This is a genomic window from Herminiimonas fonticola, from assembly GCF_040395855.1.
GTDB lineage: Bacteria > Pseudomonadota > Gammaproteobacteria > Burkholderiales > Burkholderiaceae_D > Oxalicibacterium > Oxalicibacterium fonticola_A.
Window position 1 is genome coordinate 24,198 of record NZ_JBEBPO010000011.1, and the last position, 17,231, is coordinate 41,428.

The 17,231-nt window shown below is 50.5% G+C and carries 14 protein-coding genes and 1 pseudogene; 2 read left to right on the top strand and 13 right to left on the bottom strand.

Annotated features, from left to right (window positions below):
* Positions 1 to 614: 614 nt before the first annotated feature.
* Positions 615 to 1,874, bottom strand: a complete 1,260-nt coding sequence (gene frc / locus ABWP27_RS03025) for a formyl-CoA transferase (protein WP_353153259.1) — start codon at positions 1,872 to 1,874, stop codon at positions 615 to 617.
* A gap of 257 nt (positions 1,875 to 2,131) precedes the next feature.
* On the bottom strand, positions 2,132 to 3,844 hold the full coding sequence (gene oxc / locus ABWP27_RS03030; protein ID WP_353153261.1) for an oxalyl-CoA decarboxylase: 1,713 nt from the start codon (positions 3,842 to 3,844) through the stop codon (positions 2,132 to 2,134).
* 270 nt (positions 3,845 to 4,114) lie between these two features.
* Here oxc and ABWP27_RS03035 point away from each other — a divergent pair, with 270 nt between their 5' ends.
* A complete protein-coding gene (locus tag ABWP27_RS03035) occupies positions 4,115 to 4,723 on the top strand; it encodes a Crp/Fnr family transcriptional regulator (protein WP_353153263.1) in 609 nt (202 codons plus the stop codon).
* Positions 4,724 to 4,765: 42 nt separating this feature from the next.
* On the opposite strand, the gene ABWP27_RS03040 is transcribed toward ABWP27_RS03035, so the two are convergent.
* The 9 genes from ABWP27_RS03040 to ABWP27_RS03080 all read right to left on the bottom strand — a co-directional run bounded on the left by ABWP27_RS03040 (position 4,766) and on the right by ABWP27_RS03080 (position 14,523).
* A complete protein-coding gene (locus tag ABWP27_RS03040; protein ID WP_353153265.1) occupies positions 4,766 to 5,599 on the bottom strand; it encodes a cytidylate kinase-like family protein in 834 nt (277 codons plus the stop codon).
* Between the two features lie 213 nt (positions 5,600 to 5,812).
* Positions 5,813 to 7,342, bottom strand: coding sequence for a tripartite tricarboxylate transporter permease (locus ABWP27_RS03045; protein ID WP_353153266.1), 1,530 nt, complete (start codon positions 7,340 to 7,342; stop codon positions 5,813 to 5,815).
* A 76-nt stretch (positions 7,343 to 7,418) separates the two neighbouring features.
* Positions 7,419 to 7,940, bottom strand: coding sequence for a tripartite tricarboxylate transporter TctB family protein (locus ABWP27_RS03050; protein WP_353153268.1), 522 nt, complete (start codon positions 7,938 to 7,940; stop codon positions 7,419 to 7,421).
* A 110-nt stretch (positions 7,941 to 8,050) separates the two neighbouring features.
* Entirely contained in the window at positions 8,051 to 9,079 is a 1,029-nt protein-coding gene (locus ABWP27_RS03055; RefSeq protein ID WP_353153270.1) for a Bug family tripartite tricarboxylate transporter substrate binding protein, read from the bottom strand.
* 659 nt (positions 9,080 to 9,738) lie between these two features.
* Entirely contained in the window at positions 9,739 to 10,749 is a 1,011-nt protein-coding gene (locus ABWP27_RS03060; protein ID WP_353153272.1) for a 2-dehydropantoate 2-reductase, read from the bottom strand.
* Between the two features lie 19 nt (positions 10,750 to 10,768).
* Positions 10,769 to 11,536 carry a fumarylacetoacetate hydrolase family protein gene (locus tag ABWP27_RS03065; RefSeq protein ID WP_353153274.1) on the bottom strand — a complete coding sequence of 256 codons (768 nt, stop codon included), beginning with the start codon at positions 11,534 to 11,536 and terminating at the stop codon, positions 10,769 to 10,771.
* Between the two features lie 185 nt (positions 11,537 to 11,721).
* A complete protein-coding gene (gene sucD, locus ABWP27_RS03070) occupies positions 11,722 to 12,597 on the bottom strand; it encodes a succinate--CoA ligase subunit alpha (RefSeq protein WP_353153276.1) in 876 nt (291 codons plus the stop codon).
* A 2-nt stretch (positions 12,598 to 12,599) separates the two neighbouring features.
* A complete protein-coding gene (gene sucC / locus ABWP27_RS03075) occupies positions 12,600 to 13,766 on the bottom strand; it encodes an ADP-forming succinate--CoA ligase subunit beta (RefSeq protein ID WP_353153278.1) in 1,167 nt (388 codons plus the stop codon).
* Between the two features lie 421 nt (positions 13,767 to 14,187).
* Positions 14,188 to 14,523 carry an HAD family hydrolase gene (locus tag ABWP27_RS03080; RefSeq protein WP_353153280.1) on the bottom strand — a complete coding sequence of 112 codons (336 nt, stop codon included), beginning with the start codon at positions 14,521 to 14,523 and terminating at the stop codon, positions 14,188 to 14,190.
* A gap of 146 nt (positions 14,524 to 14,669) precedes the next feature.
* Between ABWP27_RS03080 and ABWP27_RS03085 the strand changes: the two genes are divergently transcribed.
* The gene (locus ABWP27_RS03085) at positions 14,670 to 15,641 is read left to right on the top strand and encodes a LysR family transcriptional regulator (RefSeq protein WP_353153282.1); all 972 of its coding nucleotides are present in this window, start codon (positions 14,670 to 14,672) and stop codon (positions 15,639 to 15,641) included.
* A 97-nt stretch (positions 15,642 to 15,738) separates the two neighbouring features.
* On the opposite strand, the gene ABWP27_RS03090 is transcribed toward ABWP27_RS03085, so the two are convergent.
* Both ABWP27_RS03090 and ABWP27_RS03095 read right to left on the bottom strand, forming a co-directional pair.
* Positions 15,739 to 16,716 carry an NAD(P)H-quinone oxidoreductase gene (locus ABWP27_RS03090; RefSeq protein ID WP_353153284.1) on the bottom strand — a complete coding sequence of 326 codons (978 nt, stop codon included), beginning with the start codon at positions 16,714 to 16,716 and terminating at the stop codon, positions 15,739 to 15,741.
* Between the two features lie 128 nt (positions 16,717 to 16,844).
* Positions 16,845 to 17,231: pseudogene (locus ABWP27_RS03095) on the bottom strand (thiazole synthase); the annotation flags it as partial.

Consider the following 17,231-nt stretch of genomic DNA (forward strand, 5'->3'; position numbering starts at 1 on the left):
GCATCTGGAACTATCCACATGCCGATCTCTGGAAATTCCGCATGCCCTTCAAACCGCTACGCAAACGTATTGGCGATGAACATGCTTTTCCTCATCCTGCCCAGTACCTGAGTAATACCGTGTATTACATTCGTGCTTGCAAGGCGTCTCTAAAAACCGGCTCACGAGCTTTTAGAGTTACCCTCAGGCATGTATCTTTCATACATCAATTCAAGTGGCCGTATCATATCGATCTGCCAGTGCTTCTATCATTGACCACGGTCAATTTTCAACGCATGATCTTTGCCTCCAACCACCCCACTACGCCCATCTCTGCAACTCGCAAATTTGATGTGATCACGCTGCGTAACGCAAAAAAGTAACATAACCATTTCGTCCGCAACTTACAAATAAATTCTTATGCAATCCGGCGTTGTTAACATCTTTTTTCATTCGATTTGCAGATCTGTGCCATGGCAGATCAAGCACACACCATGACTTTGCACTATACACCCAGCCATCGCCTTTCCAGATGGATGCCAGCTCCCGTGTCATCGCGCGCATAAAAACCAGACGAAAAAAAACGGCGCCTTACGGCGCCGTTTTTACAAGCTAAAAATCAGCTCGAATATTTCTTAAACTGCTTTTGATGTATGCAAAGCAGCGATTTCTTCTTTGCTGTAACCCAAGCTTGCCAACACTTCATCAGTGTGCTCACCCAACAGCGGCGAAGCAGTGATTTCTGGTTTCAGATCGGAGAATTTGATCGGGCTACCAACGGTCAGATACTTCTCGCCACGACCTTTGTGCTCAACTTCAACAATCGAACCACTTGCACGCAGTGAAGGATCATTAGCAATTTCTTTCATCGACATCACAGGTGCACATGGGATGTCAAATTTGCGAAGGATGTCCACAGCTTCAAATTTGGTTTTGTCTTTGAGCCAATCTTCGATCGTTGCGAAAATATCAAAGATCTTGTCTTGACGCGCATCCGGAGTGTTGTACGCTGGATCCGTTGCCCATTCATCTTTGCCGATCGCATGAGCGATAGGTGGCCAAGCGTGATCTTGAACTGTGAAGTAAATGTATGCGTTAGGATCGGTTTCCCAACCTTTACATTTCAGAACCCAACCAGGCTGACCGCCACCACCAGCGTTACCGCCGCGTGGCACGACATCGGTAAATGTACCGTGTGGATACTGCGGGTATTCTTTCAATACGCCGAGCTTGTCCAGACGTTGTTGATCGCGCAGCTTGACGCGGCACAGGTTCAACACGGCGTCTTGCATTGCGACTGCAACTTTTTGGCCTTTACCGGTTTTTTGACGACCCATCAGAGCTGTCAAAATGCCGATTGCCAGATGCATACCGGTATTGGTATCACCCAGTGCAGCTGCCGAAACAGTTGGTGGGCCGTCCCAGAAACCGGTTGTGGAAGCAGCACCGCCAGCGCATTGCGCAACGTTTTCGTAGACTTTCAAGTCTTCGTAGTGGTGACCTTCGCTGAAACCCTTGACCGATGCCATGATCATGCCTGGGTTCAATTCCTGGATACGTGCCCAGGAGAAACCCATACGATCCAAAGCGCCAGGACCGAAGTTTTCAACCATGACGTCGGATTCTTTGATCATGCGTTCCAAAACTTCTTTACCTGCTGGAGTTTTGGTATCGAGAGTCAACGAACGCTTGTTGCTGTTCAACATCGTGAAGTACAGAGCGTCGGCATCAGGAATGTCGCGCAACTGGTTACGTGTCACGTCGCCGGAACCTGGGCGCTCAACTTTGATCACGTCAGCGCCGAACCAAGCCAGCAACTGCGTACATGCAGGACCAGCTTGCACGTGGGTGAAATCGATGATCTTGATGCCTGCTAATGGTAATGTTTGACTCATGATTGGTAAATTTCCTTCTCAATCGTTTAACTTATTCCTGAAAGCATGTGCTCTTGTTTCAGGAAGTGAAAAACCACCCGGACATTCAGGTGGAATCGCGCCATTATGTTACTGGCTGTATTCCAATACTACTTGGAGTTCTTAACCTCTTAGTCTAGTGCCGCAACGCAGTGAGTGTCAAGGGCATGGCAGGCTGGACTCCCCAACCATGCCTCTTCGTCACTACCTGCGCATGGCTTACGCCATGCGCACTAGTCTTACTTCTTCTTGCCAATCGTGCTGACGATGTTCAGATTGCCGATACGACCCGACTCAACACCAGCAGCTGGATCGATGATGGCTTCGATCAAGGTTGGCTTGCCCGATTTGAGGGATGCTTCCAGAGCTTTTGTCAGTTCTTCCGGAGTGTTGACGCGAACGCCTTCGCCGCCGACAGCTTGCATCAACAGATCGTAACGTGTGTTCGGATTGAACGTCATGCACGAAACCTGATGCGCCGGGTTCGCTTCGTCGCCACGGTAGATGCCGCCGTTGTTCATGATAATCACGGTCACTGGCAGGCTGTAACGGGTGATGGTTTCGATTTCCATACCGCTGAAACCAAACGCGCTGTCGCCGCAAATTGCAACGACTGGCTTGCCGGTTTCCACTGCAGCTGCAACTGCCGAACCCATACCAACGCCCATGACACCCCAGGTACCGGTATCAACGCGTTTGCGTGGCTGGTATTGATCGATGATCATACGTGCATTGTCGAGGGCGTTTGCGCCTTCGTTGACCAGCGTGATGTCTTGATGGTTTTTCAACACATCACGGATCGCGCCCAGCGAGTTGAAGTAGTTCATGACCGGTGTAGCGGTGGTCAGCTTGCTGCCCAGTTTCGCTTTGGTGCCGCTCACACGCTCAGCAATGGCGCCCATCCATTCGGTTGGCTTGGCCATGCCTTTCAAACCAGCGCGCAGTGCGTTGACGCAAGACTCGACGTCACCAACCAGCGGTGCTGCGATTGGAACGTTGCTGTCCATTTCGTTCGCCTGGATATCGATTTGCACGAATTTCTTCGCGCCACCCCATGTCTTGCCTTTACCGTGGGCCAGCAACCAGTTCAGACGTGCGCCGATCAGCACTACAACGTCAGACTCTTGCAGCACCATCGAACGCGCTGCAGCAGCACATTGCGGATGGATATCGGAGACCAAACCCTTAGCCATCGACATTGGCGTGAATGGAATACCGGTTTCTTCGATCAGCGCTTTGATATCTGCGTCGCATTGTGCATAAGCAGCACCTTTACCGAGCAGAATCAATGGCTTTTTAGCACCTTTGATCAGATCAACAGCACGCGCCACTGCGGAAGGCGCAGGAATTTGAGCTGGAGCCGGATCAACTGGCACGAACAACGATTTCTTGCCTTCTTCAGCGCTCATCGTGGTGCTGAACAGACGTGCTGGAATGTCCAGATACACGCCGCCTGGACGGCCCGACAATGCGGTACGGATTGCACGAACAACTGCAACACCGATGTCTTCAGTACGGTTGATACGGAAAGAAGCTTTGCAATGTGGACGAGCGATGTTCAACTGGTCCATTTCTTCGTAATCGCCTTGTTGCAAGTCAACGACTTCACGCTCACTGGAACCGCTGATCAGGATCATCGGGAAGCAGTTGGTCGTGGCATTGGCCAAAGCAGTCAAACCATTCAGGAAACCTGGCGCGGAAACGGTCACGCAAATACCTGGCTTCTTGGTCAGGTAACCGGCAACCGATGCCGCATAACCTGCATTTTGCTCATTACGGAAACTGAAGAACTTGTTTCCACGCGCTTGCCACATACGGCCGATCTCTGTAACCGGAATACCGAGCAAACCGTAGATGTTGGTAATACCGTTCATCTCCAGGGCTTCCATCAACAGATGGAAACCATCGGTCAGCTCTACGCCTTCTGTCGTCGCTTGAATGTCGTTTTTCATAATGGATTCTTCTCTTCGTTAATTTAGGTTGGGCAATTGCCCAACCCGTGGCGCGCTGGCGCTTTGCCAGCCCTTTTTACTTGCAAGGCACCTCTAAAAATCAGATCGGTTGATTTTTAGAGATACCCTTAGATATGCGCTTTTACGCATATCTATCCAAGTGGGCGTATCATAGCGATGTGTCGGCGCCTCCATCATTGACCCCGGTCAATTTTCAACGCATGATATCAAGCTCTTTCCCCTCTGATCTTTTTGTTACTTTATTTGTAAATGCCGACTGTCGATAACCATCCTGAGCGTAATGTTATTCGTGTCCAGCTCAAACAAAATGTAGTCTTGAAAGAGATGACGGAAAGCGAGTGGGCGGAACTTGAACCGCACCTGCTCGTCGTGGATTGCCCTAAAGGTGACTTCCTGCTGCACCAAGGCGTGCATGAAATGGAACAGTATTTCATCCTCGATGGCATTCTGAAGCGAGTAGTTACCAACCAGCAAGCGAAGGAAATGATCTTGCGCTTCGCGGACGAACGTAGCATGGAGACAAGTTATGCTGCGTGGCGCCTAAAAACACCGACGCCTTACAGTATTATCTGCGTGACAAAAGCACGCGTAGTAAAGCTGCCGTTATTGCAGTGGATTGCGTTCATGGAAAAACATGAACATGTCAAACAGGCATTTGAATACGATGTCATGCACCTGATGAGCGAGATCATGGCACATACCATTACACTGCATTTACTCGATGCGCCAGGCCGTGTGCAACGCTTCGTGCGCAAACATTCGGACTTGTTCGATCGCATCCCCAAGAAAGAACTGGCTTCTTACCTGAATCTCTCCCCCGAGACGCTGAGCCGGCTAAAGCATCAAGGAAAAATCTGACCCCGGGAAAACCGCAGGTCAGACCAGAAGCGCATTGCCAAATTAATATGCGCCTGATGAATAGAGCTTTGAATTCGCCATCAAGCGCAACTGGTTATCCACACTGACAACACCGGCTACACCTGCGACCACTTTCTCTGCCGCGCTCAGCTCATCGGCTTGCAACACGATTCCGCTTAACACGATACGCCCCGCATTCGCCTCAATCGTGACTCTTACATCATGACTGGCGGGATTACCTCTCAGCGCAGCTCGAACATGTGCTTCGAGCGCCATGTTTTCAAGCACGGCTCGCGACGCTGCAGACTCCTGAAATTCAGGCCGACTCGCCAGATTCAGAATTTGCGATGCACAGCTTTCAATCGACAGCCGATCCGTATTGAGTACCAGATCATATAAAATCGGATCACCCCACACGACCCCGAACTGCTGCTGCATGCGCGCAGCATGTGCGGCATCACTACGATGAATTTCGGCCTCGGCAAAGTCGGCGTCATCGATTCCCAAATGCTCCATTAACCACTCAACCCGCTTGCTCATGGAGCGCGTGATCCGCACAGTCACCACATGCGGCACAGGCCGAAGCAGACAAGTAGCACCCCAGCCACGCAATACCACATTGCCCTTACGCGCCAACTCGAAGACTTCTTCAGCCGTGTACAAAGCCATACTTTCGTCATCAGTCGTTATCCTGTCGACAAAGCCGGCCTTGCCTTCGCGCAGACGACGAATCACGCTTTTACTCAAATCCATCTTTTCCGCGAGGTGATCGATTATTTCATGCCGTATCACGGCAAGATTCTGCGTCTGCGCCAAATGCACTGCAATATCCTTGGCAAGCGAGCCCATTTCCTGCGTCATTGCGATTACTGGCATAGCAGTCTCCTTTAGTTATTAGCTTGACGCTCTTCCCTTGAGCGGAAGCATGCAACAGACATCCAAGCTTTCCATCCGATTCAGACCAACTCACATCATGAATGTTCCTGCCTTGAAAAGAACAATGCCCCGCAAGGTTAAAACCTTGCGGGGCATTTGATCATATCTTGAGATCGGAAATTAGATCAATCTCAAGATCGGATTACACAATTATTACTCTGCTTCCCGATGCGCAGCGAATTCATCCACTTTTGGAGGGCGAACCAGTGCGATCACACGAGCGATCAGTGGCCAGAACAGCATGATCAGCGCCAGACCGGTAATGGTACCAACCAAGGCATTCGAGAACATGACTGACACGTCACCTTGCGACGACAACATCGCTTGGCGGAACGAATCTTCTGCATTACGACCCAGAACCAGCGCCAGAACCAACGGAGCCAATGGATAGTCCAGCTTCTTGAACACATAGCCAACCGCGCCAAATACCAGCATCAACCAGATATCGAACGTCGCGTTGCCAACGGTGTACGCGCCAATACCGCAAATAACAACGATAACCGGTGCAATGATCGAGAATGGAATGCGCAGGATCGATGCAAACAGTGGAACGGTCGTCAGAACAACTGCCAGACCAACCAGATTACCCAGATACATACTGGCGATCAGGCCCCAAACAAAGTCATGTTGCTCCGTAAAGAGCAATGGACCAGGTTGCAGACCCCAGATCAGCAGGCCGCCGAGCAGAACAGCCGCGGTTGGCGAACCTGGGATACCCAGAGCCAGCATAGGCAGCAACGCTGCGGTACCAGCAGCATGCGCCGCCGTTTCAGGAGCAACCACGCCTTCGAGCTCACCAGTACCGAACTTCGCACCGTTCTTGGACATTTTCTTGGCCAGACCGTAAGACATGAATGATGCAGGTGTTGCACCGCCCGGTGTAATACCCATCCAGATACCAACCATTGCGCTACGTAGCGAAGTAACCCAGAACTGCGGCAGTTTTTTCCATGTCTGGAAAACGATCTTCGGATCGATTTTTGCCGATTTACCAGAGAATGCCAGGCCTTCTTCCATCGACAACAGAATCTCGCCAATACCGAACAGACCAATAACCGCGATCAGGAAGTCGAAACCACGCATCAACTCTTCAAAGCCAAAGGTCATACGCAATTGGCCAGTAACCGTATCCATACCGACCGACGCCAATGCAAAACCGAGTGCCATCGAAGCAAGAATTTTCAATGGCGAACCTTTACCCATACCAACGAAACTACAGAAGGTGAGCAGATAAACCGAGAAGAACTCCGGAGCGCCGAAACGCAACGCGAATTTAGCAACCAGCGGCGCCAGGAAGGTGATCATGATGACCGCAACGAACGCACCAATAAATGAGGACGTGAATGCACCGGTCAATGCTGCACCAGCCTCACCTTTTTGCGCCATTGGATAGCCGTCAAACGTAGTCGCAACTGACCACGGCTCACCCGGAATATTGAACAGGATGGAAGTGATAGCCCCCCCGAACAACGCCCCCCAGTACAGACATGACAACATGATAATCGCTGAAGTCGGCGACATCGTAAATGTAAGTGGCAACAGAATAGCCACGCCATTTGCACCACCCAAACCAGGCAGCACCCCGATCAGCACACCCAGGGTGATACCGATTACCATCAGCAACAGGTTCATTGGCGTCAGGATGACCGCGAACCCGTGAAATAATGAATTAATTTCGTCCATTTTACTTAAAACTCCTTGAATTCCAATCTGACTCAGTAGTTAGCTAGCATTTGATCTCACGATCACACGCACAAGCTTAATAACCGAGGAAGCTCAAAAGATTTATAGACCCTTTGTACAGGGGCACTTTAAACCACACTTCAAACATCATGAAAAATACGACATTGACGACAAGCGCCGCGATAATGGCCTTGATAACAGAAAATTTGCCAAGCAGAATCATGAACAACGCGATATAAACAGCGGAGGAAATATAAACGCCGAATACCTCGATTGCTCCGACATAAATAATTGCCGGAATGAACACTTGCATAACACGTTTAAATTGCTCGCCATCGACGAAAATTTCAGTATTCTTGTTCTTGCCAAAGAGTGAAGAAAACAATGTACCTGCGCCAGATATGCAGATCAGAACGCCAATACCAAATGGGAAATAGCCCGAGCCTGGACCGTCACTGGTCCAAGTCGCACCTAATTTCCAGCTTGCGATAACAACAATAATACCCAGCGCCAGTAGAATGGCAGCGACCACTGCGTCTACGACATAAGTCGCTACGCCAGTGCGAGCGCCATCGCCGGATTCCGAATTCTGATCCATGAGGAATGCTCCTGAAAATTTTTACAATGAGTTGGGGCGCGCAAGTTGACTGGCACTACCGAACTAGTCGGTAGTGCAGCCGCTCGTCTTATTTGCCCTTGATTAGTCTATTACTTCTTAGCCATGAAGCCGGCTTCTTGCATCAAAGTAGCGTGTTGCTTCTCTGCAGCTTCAAGCCATGTTTTGAAGTCATTACCAGTTTTGAAGGAGGTATTAAACGCGCCTTTTTCCATGTAGTCTTTCCACTCTGCCGTTGCACGCACTTTGGTGAACAGGTCTACATAGTAAGCCAGTTGATCAGCAGTAATACCTGCTGGCATGAAGATACCGCGCAACATGGTGTAGTCGGTTGGAATACCCGCTTCTTTACAAGTTGGAATGTCATTCCAGGATTGGGTTTCGGTGATTTTCGCTTTGTAAGGCATACGTTGGTCATCGAATACGCATTGCGCTTTCAATTTACCTGCACGCCATTGCGAAACTGCTTCAATCGGGTTGTTCACTGTTGAATCGATGTGATTACCAACCAATTGAACAGCAACTTCACCGCCGCCTTTGTATGGAATGTAGATGAACTTGGTACCAGTAGCTTTTTCCAGGCCAGCAGTAATGATTTGATCTTCCTGCTTGGAACCTGTGCCGCCCATTTTAAATTTACCTGGGCCAGCAGCCTTAACTGCGTCGATATATTCTTTAGCCGATTTGTATGGCTTTTCAGCATTCGTCCACAGAACGAATTGATCCAGCGCCAACATTGCAACTGGCGTCATTTCTTTCCAGTTGAATGGAACACCAGTTGCCATAGGCGTGGTGAACAAGTTCGACAGGGTGATGATGATTTTGTGTGGATCGCCTTTGGAACCTTTAACGTCAAGGAAGCCTTCAGCACCAGCACCGCCGGAACGATTGACAACGATCAAAGGCTCTTTCATCAATTTATTTTTGATGATGACGCCTTGAATCAAACGGGCCATTTGGTCAGCGCCACCGCCAGTGCCGGCTGGCACAACGAATTCGACTGGTTTGGTTGGTTCCCAGGCAGCGAAGGCTGGGGTTGCGGTCAGTGCAACTGCTGCAAATGCGCCGGCGGTTGCCTTTGCGATACCACTTGATGAATGCGAAATGAATTCCTTGATCATTGCTGTCTCCTGTTAATAATAATTTTGACTACTTTTTACTACTTACCGCGTCGAGGTGCCTTGTGAGCACTAGCATGGTGCGGCCTCCAATGCCTTCAAACATAACTTTCAGTTACTTTTAATTTTCAAAGATAGTGTGGCTTTTCTTTGAAAATTCTCTTGACCGGCGTCAAGTTTTCAGGACTCCGGTCATTGTTTGATCGCATTACCGATGTTTCGTTTTAGTAACTTCTTGTAAGTTATTGCACAACATTTACGAGCTCCATTTCTCGTATTTGCTTATGCAACGAATAAACCAATTCAACGTGCCGTCTTTATCTGCGGTCATCATCAAACAGCTTTTTCTACTCAAATCCGAAACATCACCTATCTATTCTTACTGCCGTATTCAATATTGCTTTGCATGAGTGTGCCATTCTTGAGAGATAAATTGGGAAAAACTTCACCAAAATACCAGTACGTATTTATACGTATTCCAATTTCTCAAAAATCAACTCGCGGAATTTATCCGTCACCAACCTAATCGCTCAATTAAAAAATATTCTGGCCAAGCGCATGTCTTTTCATCTCTTCACAAGCATTCAGCTATCCGGTCGCGTACAACACTCACTTAAAAAAAGCCCGTGAAAAAATTTCACGGGCTTTTTATTCATACGTACTTAAGCAACCTTCTGCAGTCTGACCTGACCGGATTCCTCATCCATGGTTTTCGCCAGCAGCTTGACGAGCGCGTAGACAGTATCGATATGTGGCGTAGGTGTTTCAGTCAAACGACCAAGCTCAACCACCGAACCGACCAGAGCATCGATTTCCGGATCGCGACCTGCTTCAACGTCTTGCAGCATCGAGGTTTTGTGCTTGCCTACTTTTTCAGCACCAGCGATACGTTTGTCGAGCGTGACGCGGAATTCAATGCCCAGCTTGTTCGCAACCGTTTGCGCTTCCGTCATCATGGCTGCTGCGAGTTCGCGCGACAGCGGGAATTGGCAGATATCCTGCAAGGTCGAGTGCGACAGCGCGCTGATAGGATTGAATGTCAGATTGCCCCACAGCTTGAGCCACATTTCGGAACGGATGTTTTCCAGCACTGGCGACTTGAAGCCGGCATTGGTAAAGCATTCCGACACGCGGGTTGCACGTTCGCTGATCGAACCGTCGAGTTCGCCGATAGGGAAACGATCGCCCTCAATGTGCTTGATGACGCCTGGCGCGATCAATTCCGATGCAGGGTAGACGACGCAACCGAGTACGCGGTCAGCAGGAATCTTGGCGGTAATCTTGCCGGTCGGATCGACGCTTTCAACACGCGTGCCAGCCAGTTTGCCGCCATGCTTGTGGAAGTACCAGAATGGAATACCGTTCTGCATCGTAACGATGACGGTTTCTGGGCCGATCAGTTTTGGCAAGTCGTCAGCGATCGCTTCGAGTTGATGCGCCTTCATTGCCAGGACGATGATGTCTTGATGACCTGCTTCGTCGTAGTTGTTGGTTGCCTTGACATTCGATGCCACGTGCTCGGAACCATCGTGCATGATCAGTTTGGCGCCATTCTTGCGAATGGCTTCCAGATTAGCGCCACGCACGATGAACGTAACATCTTCACCAGCCAATGCCAATTTGACGCCAACGTAACCACCGATTGCGCCTGCTCCTATAACAGCAATTTTCATGATTTTTACCTCGCCACTATTATTTAAAATCGTTTGTGAGCTTGCCGATACCGGCAATCTCGATCTCGATGACGCTGTTCGGCTTCATCGAGCCGACACCAACAGAGGTGCCGCACAGGATGATGTCGCCAGGATTCAGCGTCATGTCGGCAGAAATCAGACTCACCAGTTGCTGGACCGAGAAGCGCATGTCGCTGATCGGATAGTCTTGTCGGATATCGCCATTAAGAATTGTTTTCACGACCAATGTGGTCGGGTCGATGTCGGTTGCGACAACAGGGCCGAATGGGCAGAAGGTATCCAGACCTTTTGCACGGACCCATTGTGCGAACGATGCGTCACGATTCAGGATGTCGGCAACAGTCACGTCATTGGCGACGGTGTAACCGAATACATAATCCAACGCATCTGCTTCCGAAACGCGCTTGGCTGTTTTGCCGATCACGATACCGAGCTCGCCTTCAAAGACAATTTTTTCGTCTGTAGGCGGCTTCTCGATAGTTTCACCTGGATTCAAATACGAGTTTGGTGATTTGATCAGGTACAAAGGTTCTGCAGGATCAGCCAGATTCAATTTTTTCGCCAGTGCGTGGAAGTTGTTCCACATAGCGATGATCTTGGTCGGCTCGGTCGGCATCAACACTTTAACGTCATTGAGTTTCAAGACAGTGTTGGTTTTGACAGGATGGTCATACATATCGCCGGTGTAGACCTGAATACTGTCGCCTTCAAGCGTACCGAATTGTGTATTACCTGCGTGACTAAAACGAATCCAGTGTTGTGACATTTTTTACTCTTTTCTTGAAATTTCGAAACTTGTGTTGTTACTCAGTGGCAGACCAGCGTTCTAGCGCGATCACATCCGGCGTGCGCAATTGACGCACTAGCATGTGTAACTATCTCTACAGAAAACACCGCGTATTTCCTGTAGAGATAACACTCCCCATGCAAGAGGAGTGTCGAGACTACATATTACAGAACCGATTTCAGCAAACGGCCCATTTCAGCCGGGTTACGTGTGACTTTGATGCCGCACGCTTCCATCACAGCCAGTTTCTCTTGTGCAGTACCTTTACCACCGGAAATAATCGCACCGGCGTGGCCCATGCGTTTGCCTTCTGGTGCGGTAACGCCAGCGATGAAGCCCACAACTGGTTTTTTCATGTTGTCTTTGATCCAGCGTGCGCAGGTTTCTTCTGCATCGCCACCGATTTCGCCAACCATGATGACTGCGTCGGTGTCAGGATCGTCATTGAACATGCGCAGGATGTCGATGTGCTTCAAGCCAGAAACTGGATCGCCGCCAATGCCGACCACGGTCGACTGACCGAGACCGAATTCAGCCAATTGACCAGCTGCTTCATAGGTCAAGGTACCCGAACGCGAAACGACGCCGATGCGGCCTTTCTTGTGGATATGACCCGGCATGATGCCGATCTTGATTTCGTCTGGCGTAATCAAGCCTGGGCAGTTCGGTCCGAGCAGCAGGGTTTTCTTGCCTTCCATGCGTGCTTTGGTACGAATCATGTCGCGCACTGGAATACCTTCGGTGATGCAGATCACCAGATCGATACCGGCATCAACCGCTTCGTCGATCGCTGCAGCAGCAAATGGAGGCGGAACATAAATGACCGAAACGGTTGCGCCGGTTTCCGCAGCAGCTTCCTTGACGGTTGCATAGATAGGCACGCCTTCAAACGATTCGCCAGGTTTCTTTGGATTCACGCCGGCGACGAAACAGTTTTTACCGTTTGCGTATTCGATACACATTTTGGTGTGGAACTGACCGGTTTTACCGGTGATACCTTGGGTGATAACTTTGGTGTCTTTATTGATCAGGATTGACATGCTTATTTCCCCTGTGCCGCGTTGACGACTTTTTCAGCCGCTTCAGCCATGTTGTTTGCAGCGATAATCGGGAGACCCGATTCCGCCAGAATCTTCTTGCCCAAGTCTTCGTTGGTGCCCTTCATGCGGACCACCAGCGGTACTTTCAGGTCAACCTGTTTCGCCGCTGCGATCACGCCTTGTGCGATCACATCGCACTTCATGATGCCGCCGAAAATGTTGACCAGAATCGCCTTGATATCCGGGTTCTTCAACATAATCTTGAACGCTTCAGTAACCTTCTCAGTCGTGGCACCGCCGCCGACGTCGAGGAAGTTGGCTGGCGAGCCGCCGTACAACTTGATGACGTCCATGGTTGCCATTGCCAGACCGGCGCCGTTCACCAGGCAGCCGATGTTACCGTCGAGCGAGATGTAGGTCAGGTCAAATTTGGATGCTTCGATTTCAGCTGGATCTTCTTCGTCCAGATCGCGCATTTCAACGATTTCCGGGTGACGGTACATCGCGTTCGAGTCGAAATTGAATTTCGCGTCGAGTGCAACGATGCGGTCGTCGCCCGTCACGATCAATGGATTGATCTCAGCCAGCGATGCATCGGTTTCGTCGAATGCCTTGTACAGGCCCTGCATGAATGCACGTGCCTGGCCGATCGAACCTTCCGGTACGCCGATTTTGCGGGCGATGTCGTCAGCCTCGCTATCGAGTAAACCCTTGACTGGATCGATGAATACCTTGTGGATTTTTTCAGGAGTGTGTTCAGCGACGTGTTCGATGTCCATGCCGCCTTCGCTGGATGCCATCAGGGCAACGCGTTGGCTACCACGATCAACTACCATGCCGACGTACAGTTCTTTCTTGATGTCCGCGCCTTCTTCAATCAGCAAACGCTTGACCAGACGGCCTTCAGGACCGGTTTGGTGCGTCACCAGCGTCATGCCGAGAATGTCGTTTGCGTATTTGCGTACTTCGTCCAGCGATTTCGCAACTTTAACGCCGCCGCCTTTGCCGCGACCACCAGCGTGAATCTGCGCTTTGACAACCCAGACTTTGCCGCCGAGTTTTTCAGCGGCCTGAACAGCTTCATCTACGGAAAAACAGGGGAAACCTTTTGGTGTCGTGACACCGTACTTACGCAGTATTTCTTTTCCTTGATACTCGTGGATATTCATGATCGTCCTTGTTGATAACCAATTTTTGGCAGCGTATCGCTACGATAAATTTTTTTTGCATTAATCCACGCAAAAGCCGTCGATGTCATCCAGCAAAAGTTATTATATTAACAGCTGCCAAGTCGAATGAAAACGGTGACCGGGATTGTGCGAGAAGCATCTCTCGAACTCCTTGACCACGGTTAAGATTCGATGTCGCCACCCAATCAATTTTCCATCCGGCAAATTGATTGATAAAGCAGCGTCCGTGCAAGCACGGGCAGCGATTAACTCATCGCTTTTTTTACAGACAACAAATTGAGTGAGCCGCATACTGTACGCGGTGCAACATCGAACTGATCAGTTGATGTACACAGTACAGTTGCCTTGCATTCCTGCACGCTTGCACCAGGTCATGGCGAAACGTGCACAGATGCCGTGCTCAAACGCCGACTTCACCCCGTTGAATTTCCGCCCAATTTATCGGACGGGTCACTCGGGTTCCGCACGCAGTCATATTTTCATAGCAGCGTGCTTTGGCAGCTTGTATTGCTTCAATCAGGAAATCAGCTTCATACACTTTCAGGAGATGCGCCTGGCATGTTTCCAGATAATGTTGAAGGCGATTACGTCCGCCTGCGATGACAGCGAGATCGTCGCCTGTGTTCGCATCCCAGTACCAGCTCAGGCCGAGTTCATAGAACGCCGCGTTGTAGGCATTACGATGAAGATCTGCTGCATCATCTGCAGAATATTGATCCAGAGCGGCTGTGAACATGGTAATTCTCCTGTATGTACTTTCATACTCGTTTGGAGGCGTTTTCCAAACTTGAATTGCATATTAGGGGTAAAAAATTATTAGGCATAGTTAAAGTATTTAATCATAATGATTCCTTCTAGCTTATACATAAGATATTTCATACCGTGAAAAACGCAACCCTCAGACAATTAAAGGTTTTTGAGACAGTCGCCCGCCACCTCAGTTTTTCGCGTGCAGCAGAAGAACTGCACCTGACGCAACCTGCCGTGTCCACGCAAGTCAAAAAACTGGAAGATCACGCCGGCCTCGCCCTGTTCGAGCAACTGGGTAAAAAAATCTACCTGACCCCGGGCGGCACCGAGCTTTTGCACTACAGCCGGACCATCATTCAGCAATTCCAGGAAGCCGAAGATGCGATGACGCAGTTCAAGGGCATCACCGGCGGCAAGTTGAATGTCGCCGTGATCAGCGCAGGCGATTACTTCTTTCCCCGCCTGCTGGTGGAATTTGCACGCGGCCATCAAGGTGTGACGCTCAATCTGTCGGTACACAATCGCGAAGGCTTGCTGAATCAGCTCGCCAACAATCTGACCGATCTGGCGATTATGGTGCGGCCGCCAACCGATATGGATACGATCAACGAACCATTTGCACCGCATCCTTACGTGATTGTGGCGGCCCCCGATCATCATCTGGTCGCGAAAAAAAACATCCCTATGAGCACCTTGATACACGAACCCTTCGTCGTCAGGGAAAAAGGCTCTGATACCTGGCATTCGATGGAAGATGGCTTTGGCAGCCGCATCGACGACCTCAACATCGCGATGGAAATCAAGAGTACGGAAACCATCAAGCAGGCGGTGATCGCGGGCATGGGCATCAGCTTCCTGTCAGCGCATACCATCAGTATGGAATTGCAGGCCGGCAGCCTCACCGTACTGGATGTCGAAGGCTTTCCAGTCATGTTGAACTGGTATGTCGTCCATCGGAAAAATAAACGTCTGCCACCAGTCGCACAGGCTTTCAGAAACTTCCTGCTGGACGAAGGACCGGAATTGATCGAGCGCATCATCCGCTACAACCCGAAACCAGGCCGTCAGTTAAGCAATCTGCCAGTCAAGCCAAAGCGAAAATAAGCACCCATACATTCCGTGCAATTCAATGCAAGAATGAAAAAGCCCGCTTGTCGCAAATGACAAGCGGGCTTTTTTAATCAAGCAATTTTGTTTCGGCTTACACCTTCAGCACAATCTTGCCGATATGCGTGCTGCTTTCCATCAAGGCATGCGCTTGCGCTGCATCTTCCAGCGCAAACGTCTGATACACGACAGGTTTGATCTTGCCTGACTCAATCAGCGGCCAGACCTTGGTGCGCAATTGATCGGCAATCGCCGCCTTGAACGCGACCGGACGTGCACGCAAGGTAGAGCCGGTGATCGTCAAGCGACGCAACATGATCTGTCCAAGGCTGAGTGTCGCCTTGTTGCCGCCCGCCAGCGCAATGAATACCAGACGACCATCATCAGCCAGGCAATTGATTTCACGCGCCACATAATCACCGCCTATGATGTCGAGAATCACATCCACACCCTTGCCATTGGTCGCTGCCTTGACGACTTCGACAAAATCTTCCGTCTTGTAATTGATGCCCTTCTCAGCACCCAACACCTCGCAGGCACGACATTTTTCATCGCTGCCGGCGGTTGCAAATACGCGATGGCCGAGAGCAGTGGCGATCTGGATTGCCGTCACGCCGATACCGGATGTGCCGCCCTGCACCAGCAAGGTTTCGTTGCCGGTCAAACCGACGCGATCGAAAACATTGCTCCAGACAGTGAAGAATGTTTCCGGCAACGAAGCCGCTTCCACCACATCCAGACCTTTAGGGATCGGCAAACATTGTTCGACAGGCGCGGTGCAGTATTCTGCGTAACCGCCACCTTGCGCCAGTGCACACACCATATCGCCGATTTTGAAACCGCTGTCGGCAAGATCGCCGCCGACCACTTCACCGGCGATTTCCAGGCCTGGAATATCCGACGCGCCTTTTGGCACCGCATAACTACCTAGGCGCTGCCATACGTCAGGACGATTGATGCCGGCCGCATGCACCTTGATCAGCAGCTCGCCAGCCTTGGGCTCAGGCATAGGGCGATCGCAGAGTTGCAATACATCTGGAGGGCCGGGCTGGGTGATTTCGATCGCGCGCATGGTAATCCTTTATTGTGAAGACATTGAAGGCAGCAAGGATATTCGATAATCACTTCCTCTGCCAGAGAGCGAAGTGCCGCACAGCTAAAGCACTTGAGCATTTCCCTACGATTTCACCTTCAATCGCCTTACTTAACCACGCGTCCCGCCATAGGCGAAGACGGCGAAGCAGAGAAGCGTTTGGCGATACGGCCCGCCAGATACGCGTTGCGACCGGCATCGATACCGAGTTTCATCGCATGTGCCATGCGTACCGGATCTTGTGCACCGGCAATCGCAGTATTCATCAATACGCCATCACAACCGAGTTCCATTGCAATCGCGGCATCCGATGCAGTGCCGACACCTGCATCGACGATCACCGGGACTTTGGATTGCTCAATGATCAGCGACAGATTCCACGGATTCAAAATACCCATGCCGGAGCCGATCAGTGAGGCCAGCGGCATGATGGCGGCGCAACCGATGTCTTCCAGCATGCGGGCCTGAATCGGATCGTCGCTGCAATAGACCAT